This is a genomic window from Solilutibacter silvestris, assembly GCF_002895945.1.
GTDB lineage: Bacteria > Pseudomonadota > Gammaproteobacteria > Xanthomonadales > Xanthomonadaceae > Solilutibacter > Solilutibacter silvestris.
The window spans coordinates 531,085-545,294 of the sequence record NZ_NPZB01000002.1; the positions used below are offsets into that span (position 1 = coordinate 531,085).

Sequence of the window (14,210 nt, forward strand, 5' to 3'; positions counted from 1 at the left end):
TGACGCGATCGTACTCAGCGCGCGAGTCCGTCCAGCAGTGGCGAGATTTTCGCCGCGCGGCCATCCACTTCGATCGCTGAAGGATCGAGCGTGGCAACGGCAAGCGCGACATCTTCCGAGGTGGAGATGATGCTTCCGATCTCGCGCGATCCATCCGAGATGGCTGTGCCCGCTTCGACCGCAGCAATGCCTTCCAGCAACAGCAGCCCGCGTTTCGCCTGCCCGAGGAAGTGCGTCCGCGCGACGATTTCCTGTCCGGGATAGCAACCCTTCTTCACGCTGTAGGCCTGCAGCCGATCCAGCGAGAGTTGTTGCGACGTCCACTTCGGTTCGGCATCGGCGCGGAAACGTGGCAGGCCGTGGCGCAGGTCCATCGTGCGCCAGCGCTGCGCGGCTTCATCATCCGCATCGAATTGCGTTGCGCCGATCAGCCAAGTGCGTTCGCCGCCTTGCGCGGAGAGATCGAGCGAAGCGGCATCTTCCCCCAATGCAGCTGTCGCGCCTTGCGCAGATGGCGGGCTGGCGAAACTTCCACCCACGTGCAGGTCGTCGCGGGCGATCAGCTTGACCTTGCTGCGGAAGACAAAGCGCTGTAGTTGTTGCGCCAATGCACTGGCCGGCATGTCGGGCAGCACGCACCACAGGGTCTGGGCATCGCGGCGGAGCAGGGCGAACAAGGCGATCACCCGGCCCTGCGGGGTCAGCCAGCCGTTCCATTGCCATTGGCCATCGCCGGGTTGGGCGACGTCGTTCATGCACTGCGCCTGCATGAACGCGATGGCATCGGGGCCGGAGATTTCCAGCACGGACTGGCCGGTCAGGGCGAAGGCGGAGGGGTTCGGGTTGTCGGGCATGGTCGCTGGAACGTATCATTCACAGGTGATGGACGATGACATCATCGGCGAAGACGCCCTTCCACCCAAGCCCGACGCGACCGAGACCGCGCCCGTGACGACTCCGGCGATCCGCGAGATCGGCGGACGCCCGGGCCTCGAACCGACGCGTTACGGGGATTGGGAGAAGGACGGACGCTGCATCGATTTCTGACTCCCGCGCTTCGAACAGGCACGCTCGAACCCCTCCGAGGAATACGCCGATGGCGAATCCGCAACGCCCCTTGTCGCCCCACCTGCAGGTCTATCGCTGGCAGGTGCAGATGGTGACTTCCATCCTCCATCGCGCCACCGGCATCGCGCTGGCGTTCGGCGCGCTGGCGATCGTCTGGGGCCTGCTGGCATTGGCCGGCGGTCGCGAGAGCTGGGACGCCTTCACCCACTGCGCCAGTTCGCCGCTGGGCATGGTGCTGCTGTTCGGCTGGGCCTGGGCCTTCAGCTTCCACCTGATCAACGGCATCCGCCACCTGGTGCAGGACGCCGGCTACGACTACGCGATCCCGCAGTTCGTGCGCAACAGCTGGATCAGCATCATCGGCAGCCTGGTGCTGGTCGCGGCGATCTTCGTCTTCGCGGTCTGGTGCAAGGGAGGCGCGGCATGAGCGAATTCCGCAATCCGCTGAAGACTGCCCTCGGTCTTGGTTCGGCCAAGTACGGCGTGTCGCATTTCGTCAACCAGCGCCTGACCGCGATCGCGCTGGTCTTCCTCGGCCTGTATTTCCTCGGGCTGGTAATCTGCGGTGCGCAGGGCGGCTATGACGTCGTGCATGGCGCGATCGCGCATCCGGTCAACGCAGTGCTGGTCGTCGCCTTCGTTGTTGCCATGTGCTGGCACGCGGCACTGGGCGTGCAGACGGTGATCGAGGACTACGTCCATTCCGGCTGGGGCATCGCGCTCCAGATCCTGAACCGCTTCGTTTTCGCCGTGACCGCGATCGCCGGGGTGTTCGCTGTCGTCCGCATCGCGCTTGGGAACTGAAGACATGACCGGGTACAAGATCCACGAACACGAATTCGACATGGTGGTGGTCGGCGCCGGTGGTGCCGGCCTGCGTGCCACTTTCGGTCTCGCCCAGCAGGGCTTGAAGACCGCCTGCATCAGCAAGGTGTTCCCGACCCGTTCGCATACCGTCGCGGCGCAGGGCGGCGTGGCGGCCGCGCTCGCCAACATGGGCGAGGACGACTGGCGCTACCACTTCTTCGACACCGTGAAGGGCAGCGACTGGTTGGGCGACCAGGACGCGATCGAATACATGTGCAAGGAAGCGATCCCGGCGATCGTCGAGCTCGAGCATTACGGCGTACCGTTCTCACGCACCGAGGAAGGCAAGATCTACCAGCGTCCGTTCGGCGGCATGACCACGCGCTACGGCGAGGGCCCACCGGCGCAACGCACCTGCGCCGCCGCCGATCGCACCGGCCACGCCATCCTGCACACGCTGTACCAGCAGTCGCTGGCGCACGACGCGCAGTTCTTCATCGAATACTTTGCGCTCGACCTGATCATGGACGACGCCGGCGCCTGCCGCGGCGTGCTGGCGCTGGAAATGGCGACCGGCGAATTGCACCTGTTCCGTTCGCACGGCGTGGTGCTGGCCACCGGCGGTTACGGACGTGCCTATTTCTCCGCGACCTCGGCGCATACCTGCACCGGCGACGGCGGCGGCATGGCGTTGCGCGCCGGACTGGCGATGCAGGACATGGAATTCGTGCAATTCCACCCGACCGGCATCTACGGCGCCGGCTGCCTGATCACCGAAGGCGTACGTGGCGAAGGCGGCATCCTCCGCAACAGCAACGGCGAGCGTTTCATGGAACGCTATGCGCCGAGCGTCAAGGATCTCGCGCCACGCGACATGGTGTCGCGCGCGATGACGATGGAAATCCGCGAAGGCCGCGGCGTCGGCGAGCACAAGGACCACATCCTGCTCGACCTCACCCACCTCGGTCCGGAAGTGATCCACGAGAAACTGCCGGGCATCGCCGAGAGCGCGCGCATCTTCGCCGGCGTCGACGTCACCAAGGAACCGATCCCGGTGCTGCCGACCGTCCACTACAACATGGGCGGCATCCCCACCAACTACCACGGCGAAGTGGTGCAGTTGAAGGACGGCAACCCCGATACCGTGGTGCCGGGCCTGTTCGCGATCGGCGAAGCGGCCTGCGTCTCGGTGCACGGCGCCAACCGCCTCGGTTCGAATTCGCTGCTCGACCTCGTGGTGTTCGGTCGCGCGGTCTCCCATCGCGCCGCCGAACTGATCAAGCCGAATTCGCCGCACGGCCAATTGCCGGAACATGCGCTGGACGCGGCGATCGCGCATCTCGATCGCATCCGCAATGCCGACGGTTCGACCCCGACCGCGGTGATCCGCGATCGCATGCAGCGCACCATGCAGCGTGACGCCGCGGTGTTCCGTACCGGCGAAACGCTGGACGAGGGCGTCAAGGCGATCCGCGATATCCATGCCTCGTTCGCCGACGTCAAGATCAGCGACCGCTCGCTGGTATGGAATACCGACCTGATCGAAACGCTCGAACTGGAAAACCTGCTCGACCAGGCGCTGGTGACGATCGTCTCCGCGGCCAATCGCGAGGAATCGCGCGGCGCCCACGCCCGCGAGGATTTCCCCAAGCGCGACGATGCCAACTGGATGAAGCACACGCTGGCTTCGGTTGACCGCAACGGCAACACCCACATCGATTACCGGCCGGTGCACATGTACACGCTGACCGACGATGTCGCGGTGATTCCGCCGAAAGAACGCAAGTACTGAGGGCGCGCACAGATGGCCGAATTCACCCTCCCGAAGAATTCCGTGGTCGGCAAGGGCCGGCATTTTCCGGCGCCGGGCGCCACGCGCATGCGCACCTTCAAGGTGTATCGCTGGAGTCCCGACAACGGCGAGAACCCGCATACCGACACCTACGAGATCGATCTCGACAAGTGCGGCCCGATGGTCCTCGACGCGCTGATCAAGATCAAGAACGAAATCGATCCGACGCTGACGTTCCGTCGCTCCTGTCGCGAAGGCATCTGCGGTTCGTGTGCGATGAACATCGACGGCACCAACACGCTGGCCTGCACCAAGGCGATCGACGATTGCCGCGGCAAGGAAGTGCCGATCTACCCGCTGCCGCACATGGAAGTGGTGAAGGATCTGGTTCCGGATCTCACCCACTTCTACGCGCAGTACGCATCGATCCGTCCGTGGCTGCGCACCGAAAGCCCGGCGCCGTCGCGCGAGCGCCTGCAGTCGCCGGAAGACCGCAAGAAGCTTGACGGCCTCTACGAGTGCATCCTGTGCGCCTGCTGCTCGACCTCGTGCCCGAGCTACTGGTGGAATGGCGAACGCTATCTCGGCCCAGCGGTGTTGTTGCAGGCCTATCGCTGGATCGTCGACTCGCGCGACGAGGACACCGGTGCGCGTCTCGACGATCTCGAAGATCCGTTCAAGCTGTATCGCTGCCACACCATCATGAACTGTGCGCGTACCTGCCCGAAGGGGTTGAACCCGGCCAAGGCGATCGCGGAGATCAAGAAGCTGATGCTGGCGCGCCGGGTCTGAGCATCGGCCCGACTGATCCGTCGATGGAGCAGGCTCCGGACGTCAACGAAGCGGATCCTTACTTGCCGCCGGCGGAACCGTTGGCGCCGGATCCACTGGCAGGCATGTCGCCGCTGAAGCGTTTCGCCTTGATGGTCTGCGGCGGTATCCTCTATGGCTTGGTGATGCGCCTGCTGTTCGGCGGGATCCCGGGAATTCCGGCGCTCTTCGATGGCAAGGGGCCGATGTTGCTGTCCTTCGGCGTGCTGGTGCCGATTGTCCTCGGGATGATCACCGTGTATGGCTTGGTGCCGGAGCGCCGCAGTATTCTCCGCGCGTTGTTCGCGCCTTGGCTGACCGTAATCGGATTCGCGGTAGGCACGGCGATCATGCTGCTCGAAGGCAGCATTTGCATCGCGATCATGTTGCCGGCGTTCCTGGTCGAATCCTCGATAGGTGGTGCGTTGATGCTGGTGCTGTTGCGAATGGGCGCGCGACCTTCCCGCTCGACGACAGCATCGGTATTGCTCTTGCCGCTGCTGCTGGGGGGCGTCGAGGCACGAGTCCACGATATCGACAGCCATCGGCATCTGCACCGCAGCCGCGTGATCCATGCCACGCCAGAACAGGTGTGGCGCGTGCTGAACGATGTGCAGGATATCCATCCGGAAGAACTCGGGCGCGGGCTGGCGTGGAACATTGGCCTGCCGTATCCGCTCTCGGGGCGTACGGAGATCACGGCGCAGGGCAGGGTACGGCGATCGCGCTGGCAACACGGCATCCGCTTCGACGAACCGATCAGCGAATGGCGGCCGTCGCAACGGTTGTCATGGGTCTATCGTTTCCAGCCCGGCTCCATTCCCGTGGACGCACTGGACGATCACGTCGCGTTGGGTGGGCGCTACGCAGGCTTGGACGACACGCGTTTCACGCTCATTCCGGTGCCAGGTGGAACGAAAGTGGATCTCGATATCGGCTATCGCGTCAGCACGAATTTCAACATGTATTCGGCGTGGTGGATGGATCGACTGCTGGGTGATGGCGCCGAGCGGATCCTAGCGATGTACGCACGACGGACCGAATCCGCTTCTTCTATTTGACCCGCTGCTTGTCGAGCTTGCGTGCCAGCGTGCGCCGGTGCATGCCGAGGCGGCGCGCGGTTTCCGAGATGTTGAAACCGGTTTCGGCCAGCGTCTCGTGGATGCGTTCCCATTCCAGGGTCTTGATCGAAGTCTTGCGTTCACCCAAGTCGACATCGGCATCGCCTTCGTTGCGTTTGAGCGCGGCCTCGATGTCGTCGCTGTTCGACGGCTTGGCGAGGTAATGGCGCGCGCCCAGCTTGATCGCCTCGACGGCGGTGGCAATGCTGGCGTAGCCGGTCAGCACGACGATGCGCAATTGCGGATCGTGCGCGTGCAGTGCCTTGACGCAGGACAGTCCGGAATCGCCGCCGGCCAGTTTCAAATCGACCACCGCGTGAGTTGGGGGGAATTCCGCGAGCAGATGCTGCATTGATTCCAAGGTGTCGGCGAGGCGCACGGCATAGCCGCGACGTTCGAAGGAGCGTGCCAGCGTGCGCGCGAAGGCGGCATCGTCTTCGACGATCAGCAAGCGTTTGTCGCCGTCAGTCGCCATTGTCGTCACCATCATCCATGGTCAGCGCTGACAGCGGCAGTGTCATCGTCACCACCGCGCCTTGCGCAGTATTGCGCGCCTTGAGCGTGCCACCGAGGCTGCGCGCGACGTTCACCGACAGGAACAGGCCCAGTCCATGGCCGGGTTCGTCCTTGCTCGACTGGTAGGGCTTGCCGAGTTGTTCCAGCATCGTCGGGGCGAAGCCGGGGCCGTGGTCGGCGATTTCGATCACGACATCGCCATTGGCGAGGGCGACGTGCATCGCGACGTGTTGCGGAGAAACATCCAGCGCATTGTCGAGCACGTTGCAGATCATCTGCTTCAAGCCTGCGTCGGACACGATCAACGGATTGTCGGCGCATTGGTTGCGGTAGTCGAATTGCTGCGTCGGGCGCGTGGTGCGCCATTCATCGGCGAGGTCGTCGAAGAAATCGCGCAGCCATATTTCTTGCGGCGCTTCGCCACGGGTTTCGCCGGCCGATTGCAGGATGCCGGTGACGATGGCCTTGCAACGCAGCACCTGCACCTGCATTTCCACCACATCCTGCAGCAGTTCGGGGTCGGAGGCGAAGTGGGGCAGGTGTTGCCAGTCGCCGAGGATCACCGCCAGCGTCGACAGCGGCGTACCCAGTTCGTGGGCGGCGCCGGAGGCGAGCAGGCCCATGCGCACGATGTGTTCTTCCTCGGCGGCGCGTTGGCGCATCGTCGCGAGATGGGCGTCGCGTTCGCGCAGGATCCGGCCGATGCGGGTGATGAACACCACCAGCAAGGTCGCGACCAGGGCGAAGCAGATCAGCAAGCCCTGCACGTAGAGCGAGGCGAGGCCTGACGAGAGATCGGCGGGCAGCACCACGGGGCCGGGAGACGACATCAGGCACAACACGCAGGCGCTGGTCGCGACGGCGATGATCCAGCTCGATGCAGTGCGCAGCAGGATCGCGCCCAGCACCACGTGCAACAGGAACAGGAACAGGAAGGGATTGGTTGGGCCGCCGCTGAAGTGCAATTGCGCGGTGAGCGTGGCGACGTCGACCAGCAACGCCAGCAGGAGGGCGCGGTCGGTGACGCGCGTGCGGCGTTTCAGCACGATCTGGCTGGCGAGGTTGTAGGCGACCAGGGCCAGCAGCACCAGCAGCATCGGCCGCAGTGGCAGGGCGATGTGCAGGACGAAGTGGACGAACGCGATCGCCAGCACCTGTCCGACCACGGCGATCCAGCGCAACTGGATCAACTGCTGCAGGTTGCGCAGTCCGGCGTTGTCGCGCGATGGCGCAGGATCAGCGTTCGTGACGAGTGCGATCGACATTGCCGGAAGTGTAGAACACGCGCCAGCCGGCGTAGAGCGTCAACACTGCCAGCGCGAACCAGGTCAGCGCGTATTGCAGGTGCTGGTCCCGGAAACTCACCACTGTCATGCCGCCCGCGGGCCATTGCGGCGCGAAGGCATCACGCCCGGCGTCGATGAAGTACGGCGCGACAGTGCCGAGTCCGCGTGTTTGTGCGATCGCGGCGACATCGCGCGAATACCATCGATCGTGGGCGGGATCGTTGTGGCGCAGGAAGCCGCCGCGCGGTTCGCTGGTGCGCAGCAATCCGACGATCCGTACATGGCCGACGGGCGGTGGGACATCGCCCTTCCAGTCATCCGGCACGAAGCCGCGATTGACGAGGATGGTGTCGCCACTGTCGCTGCGCAGTGGCGTCAGCAGCCACCAGCCGGGCCCGCGCTCGGTGACTGCCTGCACGCGGGTGTCGTGGTTGGGCAGGTAGTCGCCTTCAATCACCACGCGGCGATATTCGTCACGCTGTGCGGAGACGTTCGGCCAATCGTTGCGCGCGGGTGGCGGCGTCGGTGCAGCATGGATGCGTGCATCGACGCGTGCGATCAGCGCGTGCTTCCACTGCAGTCGCTGGACCTGCCACACACCGAGTGCGGAGAATCCGCAGAAGGCCAGGGTCAATGCAATGAGGAAGACCGCAGTGCGCACATCAAGGCATGTTGCGCATATCGTGCGGCGACATCACCGGCATCATGTTCGCGTTCAAATGGTGCATCACCCACATCGAACCAGCCAGCGTGATGACCACCAGCACCAGGGTGAAGATCAGCGCCAGCATGTTCCAGCCGCCTTCCGACTTGGTGTTCATGTGCAGGAAGTAGATCATGTGCACGAGGATCTGCGCTGCAGCGAACGCGAGGATCACCGCCACGGCCGTGCCGGGATTGGCGATGACCTTGCCCATGATCAGCCAGAACGGAACCGCGGTCAGGATCACCGAAAGGATGAAGCCGGTGACATAGCCACGCACGGTGGCGTGGGCGTGGCCGCCTTCCTCGTGGTGATGGTCGTGTTCGAAAGTGGTATCGCTCATGGCAGCACGCCCATCAGGTAGACGAAGGTGAAGACGCCGATCCAGACGACGTCGAGGAAGTGCCAGAACATCGACAGGCAGAACAGGCGGCGCTGGTTGGCGGCGCTGAGGCCGGTCTTCATCACCTGTGTCATCAGCACGATCAGCCAGACGATGCCGAAAGTGACGTGCAGGCCGTGGGTGCCGACCAGGGCGAAGAACGACGACAGGAAGGCGCTGCGTTGCGGACCGGCGCCTTCGTGGATCAGGTGGCGGAACTCGTAGAGTTCGATGCCGAGGAAGCCGGCACCGAACAAACCGGTGATCGCCAGCCACGCCAGCACCGCGCGCGGTTTGCGGTGTTGCATCGAGATCATCGCGAAGCCATAGGTGATCGACGACAGCAGCAGCAACGCGGTGTTGACCGCGACCAGTGGCAGGTCGAACAGTTCGGCCCCGCCGGGGCCGCCGGCGTAGTTGCGGCCGAGCACGCCGTAACAGGCGAACAGGCTGGCGAAGATCAGGCAGTCGCTCATCAGGTAGAGCCAGAACCCGAGCAGGGTGCCGTTCTCCGGATGGTGGCGCGCCTCGGTATCGAGGAATTCGTCCCTGGAAAAAGACGGCGTGCCGTCAACGTGCGTAGTGGCGATGGCGTCAGACATGGGCGTTCAGCAGCTCCGTGCGCGCGTGTTCGGTGTCGACCACTTCATCGGCGGGGATGTGGAAATCGCGGTCGTAGTTGAAGGTATGGACGATCGCGGATACCAGCAGTGCCGCGAACGCGATCACCGCCAGCCACCACACATGCCAGATCATCGCGAAGCCGATCACCGTGCTCAGTCCGGCCAAGATGATGCCGGCCGCGGTGTTCTTCGGCATGTGGATCGACTTGAAGCCGGACAACGGACGCTGGAAGCCACGCTGTTTCATGTCCCACCACGCATCGTTGTCGTGCACGATCGGAGTGAAGGCGAAGTTGTAGTCCGGCGGCGGCGACGAGGTCGACCATTCCAGCGTGCGACCGTCCCAGGGATCGCCGGTGGTGTCGCGCAGCGCGTCGCGGCGACGGAAGCTGACGAAGATGTCGATCAGGAAGCAGGCGATGCCGATGGCGATCAGCACGGCGCCGAATGCGGCGATCAGGAACCAGATGCGCAGCGAGGGATCATCGAAATGGCTGAGGCGACGCGTCACGCCCATCAGGCCGAGCACGTACAACGGGGTGAACGCGAACCAGTAGCCGGCGAACCAGAACCAGAAGGACATTTTTCCCCAGAACGGATCGAGCCTGAAGCCGAACGCCTTGGGGAACCAGAAGGTCATGCCCGCGAACAGGCCGAACACCACGCCGCCGATGATCACGTTGTGGAAGTGCGCGATCAGGAACAGGCTGTTGTGCAGCACGAAGTCCGCCGGCGGCACCGCCAGCAAGACACCGGTCATGCCACCGACGGTGAAGGTGACCATGAAGCCGAGCGTCCACAGCATCGGCACTTCCAGGCGGATGCGGCCGCGATACATGGTGAACAGCCAGTTGAAGATCTTCGCCCCGGTCGGGATCGAGATGATCATCGTGGTGATGCCGAAGAACGAGTTGACGCTGGCACCCGAGCCCATGGTGAAGAAGTGGTGCAGCCACACCAGGTACGAGAGGATGGTGATGACGATGGTCGCGTAGACCATCGAGCTGTAGCCGAACAGGCGCTTGCCGCAGAACGTCGACACCACCTCGGAATAGATGCCGAAGCAGGGCAGGATCAGGATGTAGACCTCCGGGTGGCCCCAGATCCAGATCAGGTTGACGTACATCATGGCGTTGCCGCCGAAATCATTGGTGAAGAAGTGCGTGCCGAGATAGCGATCCAGCGTCAGCAGGGCGAGCACCGCAGTCAGCACCGGGAACGACACCACGAGCAGCACGTTGGTGCACAGCGCGGTCCAGGTGAACACCGGCATCCGCATCAGGGTCATGCCCGGTGCGCGCATCTTGACGATGGTCGCGATCAGGTTGATGCCCGACAACGTGGTGCCGACGCCGGCCACCTGCAAGCCCCAGATGTAGTAATCGACGCCGACGCCGGGACTGTATTCGATGCCCGACAGCGGTGCGAAACCGAGCCAGCCCGCGGTGGAGAATTCGCCGAGGAACAGCGACAGCATCACCAGCATGGCGCCGCCGACCGTCATCCAGAAACTGAAATTGTTGAGGAAGGGGAAGGACACGTCGCGCGCGCCGATCTGCAGCGGCACCAGGTAGTTCATCAAGCCGGTGACCAGCGGCATCGCCACGAAGAAGATCATGATCACGCCGTGCGCGGTGAAGATCTGGTCGTAGTGGTGCGGCGGCAGGTAGCCCATGTTGTCGCCGAAGGAGATCGCCTGTTGCAGGCGCATCATCAAGGCGTCGGAGAAACCGCGCAGCAGCATCACCAGTCCCAGCACCATGTACATGATGCCGATCTTCTTGTGGTCGATGCTGGTGAACCAGTCGCGCCACAACATGCCCCACAGCTTGTACTTGGTGATCGCCCCGAGCACGGCGAGACCGCCGAGCATGGTGGCGATGAAGGTCCACAGCACGATGGGTTCGTGCAGCATCGGAATTTCGTCGAGACTCAGGCGACCGAGCAGCGGAGACGTGGCAGGAGCGTGTTGCAACATGGCTGTGTTCCGGTTCAGTGCGCGTGCGCGTCGGCGGGGGGCATGGCCATCGGCATCGATTCGTGCGACATCGATTCCTGCGATTGCGCCGGCGACGAGGCATCCTTCGCCATCATCTCGTCCATGCACATGTGGCCCTGCTTGACGCAACGGTTGAGGATGGCGTGGTACAGCCCCTCATCGATACGTGAATAACGGCGTACCGGCTCGCGTTCGCTCGGTTGCGCCAGCACCAGGTAGTCGGCGCGCTGCAGGGTGCCGCCATTGGCCTTGGCCTGCGCGACCCACTGGTCGAAACCGGCGTTGTCGGTGGCGGTGAAGATGAAATGCATGTGCGAGAAACCGGCGCCGCTGAAGTTCGACGAGAAGCCCTGGTACTGGCCGGGCTTGCCGATCGCCGCGTGGAGGCGGGTTTCCATGCCCGGCATGGTGTAGATCATCCCCGCCAGCGCCGGCACGTAGAACGCGTTCATCACATTCTCCGAGGTCATGTGGAACTCGATCGGACGATCCACCGGGGCGACCAGTTCATTGACCGTGGCGATGCCCTGTTCCGGATAGATGAACAGCCACTTCCAGTCGAGCGAGACCACGTCCACCACCAGAGGCTTGGTCTCGGCGGTGACCGGCTTGCCCGGGGCGATGCGGCTCAATGGGCGGTACGGGTCCAGGGTGTGGGTGGAGATCCAGGTCACCGCGCCCAGCGCGATGATGATCAGCAGCGGTGCCGCCCAGATCAGCAGTTCCAGCTGGGTGGAATGGTCCCAGTCCGGCTTGTAGGTGGCCTTGGCGTTGGAGGCGCGGTAGCGCCAGGCGAAGAGCAGTGTCAGCGCGATCACCGGGACGATGATCAGCAGCATCAGCACCGTGGCGACCACGATCAGGTTGCCCTGCTGGGCAGCGACGTCGCCGGGCGCATTCAGCACCAGCGTGTTGCAGCCGGCCAGCGACAGGGCCGCGATGGCCACGGCCACGAACCGGATCAAGGAGTTGATTCTGCTCATTGCGGTACTTTAGTCCTCGCGGCCCGGTGCGGCGATTGGACGTTTTGTCCTATGGCCTCCCGTGCCCGATGGTGGGAAGCTAGCGTGGCCGGTGACCGCGCGCGAACGCGACTACCCCTCCAAATTCTGGCCCACACCCGGTCCAATCAAGATGTCCGCGAATTCCAGTTCCACCACCACGACCCACGACCACGGGACGCACAGCAGCCACGAGGTTGCCCCGGGCGAAATCGCCGTTGGCGTCGTGGTCGGCCGCACGTCCGAATACTTCGACTTCTTCGTCTACGGCATCGCCTCGGCGCTGGTGTTCCCGTCGGTGTTCTTCCCGTTCGCACCCAAGCTCGAAGCCACGCTGTATTCGTTCGCGGTGTTCGCGCTGGCCTTCATCGCGCGCCCGTTCGGCACCATGCTGTTCCTGTGGATCCAGCGTCGCTGGGGCCGCGGCACCAAACTGACCGCCGCGCTGTTCCTGCTCGGCACCTGCACGGCCGGCATCGCTTTCCTGCCGGGCTACGTCACGCTGGGCATGACATCGGTCGTGCTGCTGTCGGTGTTGCGCTTCCTCCAGGGCATCGCGCTCGGCGGATCGTGGGATGGCCTGCCATCGCTGTTGGCATTGAACGCACCGAAGGGTCATCGCGGCTGGTACGCAATGCTCGGCCAGCTCGGCGCGCCGACCGGTTTCATCGTCGCCGCCGGCCTGTTCGCCTATCTCTACGCCAGCCTGCCGCTGGCCGATCTGCTCGACTGGGGCTGGCGCTATCCGTTCTTCGCCGCGTTCGCCATCAACGTGGTCGCGTTGTTCGCGCGCTTGCGGCTGGTCGTGACCGACGAATACGCCCGCGAAATGGACGAACACGAGCTGGCACCGGTACGCGTCACCGAATTGATGAAGGCGCGTGGCCGCTACGTGGTGATCGGCGCGTTCACCGCGCTGGCCAGCTACGCGTTGTTCCACCTCGTCACCATCTTCCCGCTGTCGTGGATCCTGCTGTTCTCGAAGCAGTCGGTGCCGCAATTCCTGATCGTGCAGATCATCGGCGCCTTCCTCGCCGCGGGTGGCATCGTCGCGTCGGGCTTCATCGCCGATCGGCTGAGCCGTCCGCGCACGCTGGGCGCGCTGGCGGTGGCCATCGCCGCGTTCAGCGGCTTCGCCCCGACACTGCTGGGCGCCGGAACCGTGGGCCAGGACGTCTACATCCTCGCCGGCTTCTTGCTTCTCGGGTTGTCCTACGGGCAGGCGGCGGGCGCTTTGAACGCCAACTTCGGTGATCGTTACCGTTACACCGGCGCGGCCCTCAGCAACGACATCGCCTGGCTGATCGGTGCGGCCTTCGCGCCGCTGGTCGCGCTCGGCCTGTGTGCGAAGTTCGGCCTGGCCTACGTCGGCGTCTACCTGCTGTCGGGCGCGCTGGCGACACTGGCGGCACTCGGCGTCAACCGCTGGTTGCGCCTGAAGCGCGAAACCGTCCGCGCCAAGTGAGCGAAGACGCCGAATTCAAGCGTATCCGCTGGCGCTCGCGGCGCGGCATGCGCGAGCTCGACCAGGTGTTCGAGCGCTATCTCGAACACGACTGGCCGCAGGATTCCGAGTCACAACGGGCGGTTTTCCTACGGCTGCTGGACTGCGAGGACGATAAGCTCTGGCGCTGGATCATGGGCTACGAGCACTGCAGTGACGCCGAACTCGCCGCACTCATCGAACGCATGCGCACCCTGGGCCATTGAGCTCGGGCCGTCACGGCTGTCGCGTGCGGCATTGGTCGTGCTGGGAATGCTGGCTGCCATCGCTGCGCTGATGTCCGCCTTGCCATGGATGATGAAGCTTCCGCTGGCCGTGATCGTGCTGGCGTACACGGCGTGGCTGGAACGGCGCGAACGCACGCGCCCGATCCGCTGGCTCGATGTCGATGGCGATCCGCTGCTGGATGGCGTCGCGCTGCGCGATGCCCGCATCGAAGTGCATGGCCCGTGGCTGACGCTGGTTCGCAAGGATGCGCGTGGCCGCTGGCGGCGCGAGACCTGGTGGCATGGCATGGACGCCGTGAACCGACGCCGACTGCGACTGGCCGTTTCCGGCGATCGCCACATGCTGTCCCCGCCAATGCTGGCACCATAGT

17 protein-coding genes are annotated in these 14,210 nt (G+C 64.3%); 9 read left to right on the top strand and 8 right to left on the bottom strand.

Translation table 11 applies throughout. From position 1 onward, the window contains the following. Positions 1-14: 14 nt before the first annotated feature. Positions 15-854: a CAF17-like 4Fe-4S cluster assembly/insertion protein YgfZ gene (ygfZ, locus tag Lysil_RS10060; RefSeq protein WP_103075458.1), complete on the bottom strand. Its 840-nt coding sequence runs from the start codon at positions 852-854 to the stop codon at positions 15-17. Positions 855-882: 28 nt separating this feature from the next. Between ygfZ and Lysil_RS13585 the strand changes: the two genes are divergently transcribed. Genes Lysil_RS13585 through Lysil_RS10090 form a run of 6 tightly spaced genes read left to right on the top strand, consistent with a single transcriptional unit; the run spans position 883 to position 5,538 of the window. Beyond that, the gene (locus Lysil_RS13585; RefSeq protein ID WP_240600496.1) at positions 883-1,047 is read left to right on the top strand and encodes a DUF1674 domain-containing protein; all 165 of its coding nucleotides are present in this window, start codon (positions 883-885) and stop codon (positions 1,045-1,047) included. 49 nt (positions 1,048-1,096) lie between these two features. Next, complete coding sequence (gene sdhC, locus Lysil_RS10070) at positions 1,097-1,495, top strand: succinate dehydrogenase, cytochrome b556 subunit (RefSeq protein WP_103075459.1); 399 nt, start codon at positions 1,097-1,099, stop codon at positions 1,493-1,495. Next, on the top strand, positions 1,492-1,872 hold the full coding sequence (sdhD, locus tag Lysil_RS10075) for a succinate dehydrogenase, hydrophobic membrane anchor protein (RefSeq protein WP_103075460.1): 381 nt from the start codon (positions 1,492-1,494) through the stop codon (positions 1,870-1,872). Before sdhC ends, sdhD begins: the two co-directional genes overlap by 4 nt. Before the next feature lie 4 nt (positions 1,873-1,876). Further along, positions 1,877-3,667: a succinate dehydrogenase flavoprotein subunit gene (sdhA, locus tag Lysil_RS10080; RefSeq protein ID WP_103075461.1), complete on the top strand. Its 1,791-nt coding sequence runs from the start codon at positions 1,877-1,879 to the stop codon at positions 3,665-3,667. 12 nt (positions 3,668-3,679) lie between these two features. Then, positions 3,680-4,459: a succinate dehydrogenase iron-sulfur subunit gene (locus Lysil_RS10085; protein ID WP_103075462.1), complete on the top strand. Its 780-nt coding sequence runs from the start codon at positions 3,680-3,682 to the stop codon at positions 4,457-4,459. Positions 4,460-4,482: 23 nt separating this feature from the next. Further along, positions 4,483-5,538: an SRPBCC family protein gene (locus Lysil_RS10090; protein WP_103075463.1), complete on the top strand. Its 1,056-nt coding sequence runs from the start codon at positions 4,483-4,485 to the stop codon at positions 5,536-5,538. On the opposite strand, the gene Lysil_RS10095 is transcribed toward Lysil_RS10090, so the two are convergent. The 7 genes from Lysil_RS10095 to cyoA are packed head-to-tail and all read right to left on the bottom strand — an operon-like array spanning position 5,531 to position 12,072. Next, the gene (locus Lysil_RS10095) at positions 5,531-6,073 is read right to left on the bottom strand and encodes a response regulator transcription factor (protein WP_103075464.1); all 543 of its coding nucleotides are present in this window, start codon (positions 6,071-6,073) and stop codon (positions 5,531-5,533) included. The two genes, Lysil_RS10090 and Lysil_RS10095, sit on opposite strands and share 8 nt — an antisense overlap. Continuing rightward, positions 6,063-7,379, bottom strand: a complete 1,317-nt coding sequence (locus Lysil_RS10100; protein WP_103075465.1) for an ATP-binding protein — start codon at positions 7,377-7,379, stop codon at positions 6,063-6,065. Before Lysil_RS10100 ends, Lysil_RS10095 begins: the two co-directional genes overlap by 11 nt. Continuing rightward, positions 7,351-8,061 carry an SURF1 family protein gene (locus Lysil_RS10105; RefSeq protein WP_240600498.1) on the bottom strand — a complete coding sequence of 237 codons (711 nt, stop codon included), beginning with the start codon at positions 8,059-8,061 and terminating at the stop codon, positions 7,351-7,353. The genes Lysil_RS10100 and Lysil_RS10105 overlap by 29 nt, the downstream gene beginning before the upstream one ends. A 1-nt stretch (position 8,062) precedes the next feature. Next, the gene (gene cyoD, locus Lysil_RS10110) at positions 8,063-8,446 is read right to left on the bottom strand and encodes a cytochrome o ubiquinol oxidase subunit IV (RefSeq protein WP_103075466.1); all 384 of its coding nucleotides are present in this window, start codon (positions 8,444-8,446) and stop codon (positions 8,063-8,065) included. Continuing rightward, positions 8,443-9,087, bottom strand: coding sequence for a cytochrome o ubiquinol oxidase subunit III (cyoC, locus tag Lysil_RS10115; RefSeq protein WP_103075467.1), 645 nt, complete (start codon positions 9,085-9,087; stop codon positions 8,443-8,445). The genes cyoD and cyoC overlap by 4 nt, the downstream gene beginning before the upstream one ends. Continuing rightward, the gene (gene cyoB / locus Lysil_RS10120; RefSeq protein WP_205756949.1) at positions 9,080-11,056 is read right to left on the bottom strand and encodes a cytochrome o ubiquinol oxidase subunit I; all 1,977 of its coding nucleotides are present in this window, start codon (positions 11,054-11,056) and stop codon (positions 9,080-9,082) included. The genes cyoC and cyoB overlap by 8 nt, the downstream gene beginning before the upstream one ends. 44 nt (positions 11,057-11,100) lie before the next feature. Continuing rightward, positions 11,101-12,072, bottom strand: a complete 972-nt coding sequence (gene cyoA / locus Lysil_RS10125; protein WP_240600500.1) for a ubiquinol oxidase subunit II — start codon at positions 12,070-12,072, stop codon at positions 11,101-11,103. Between the two features lie 169 nt (positions 12,073-12,241). On the opposite strand from cyoA, the gene Lysil_RS10130 reads away from it, so the two are divergent. Genes Lysil_RS10130 through Lysil_RS10140 form a run of 3 tightly spaced genes read left to right on the top strand, consistent with a single transcriptional unit; the run spans position 12,242 to position 14,209 of the window. After that, positions 12,242-13,573: an MFS transporter gene (locus Lysil_RS10130; RefSeq protein ID WP_103075470.1), complete on the top strand. Its 1,332-nt coding sequence runs from the start codon at positions 12,242-12,244 to the stop codon at positions 13,571-13,573. Then, on the top strand, positions 13,570-13,818 hold the full coding sequence (locus Lysil_RS10135; RefSeq protein WP_103075471.1) for an FAD assembly factor SdhE: 249 nt from the start codon (positions 13,570-13,572) through the stop codon (positions 13,816-13,818). Before Lysil_RS10130 ends, Lysil_RS10135 begins: the two co-directional genes overlap by 4 nt. Before the next feature lie 37 nt (positions 13,819-13,855). Beyond that, positions 13,856-14,209, top strand: a complete 354-nt coding sequence (locus tag Lysil_RS10140) for a hypothetical protein (RefSeq protein ID WP_129588425.1) — start codon at positions 13,856-13,858, stop codon at positions 14,207-14,209. The last annotated feature ends 1 nt before the right edge of the window (position 14,210 follow it).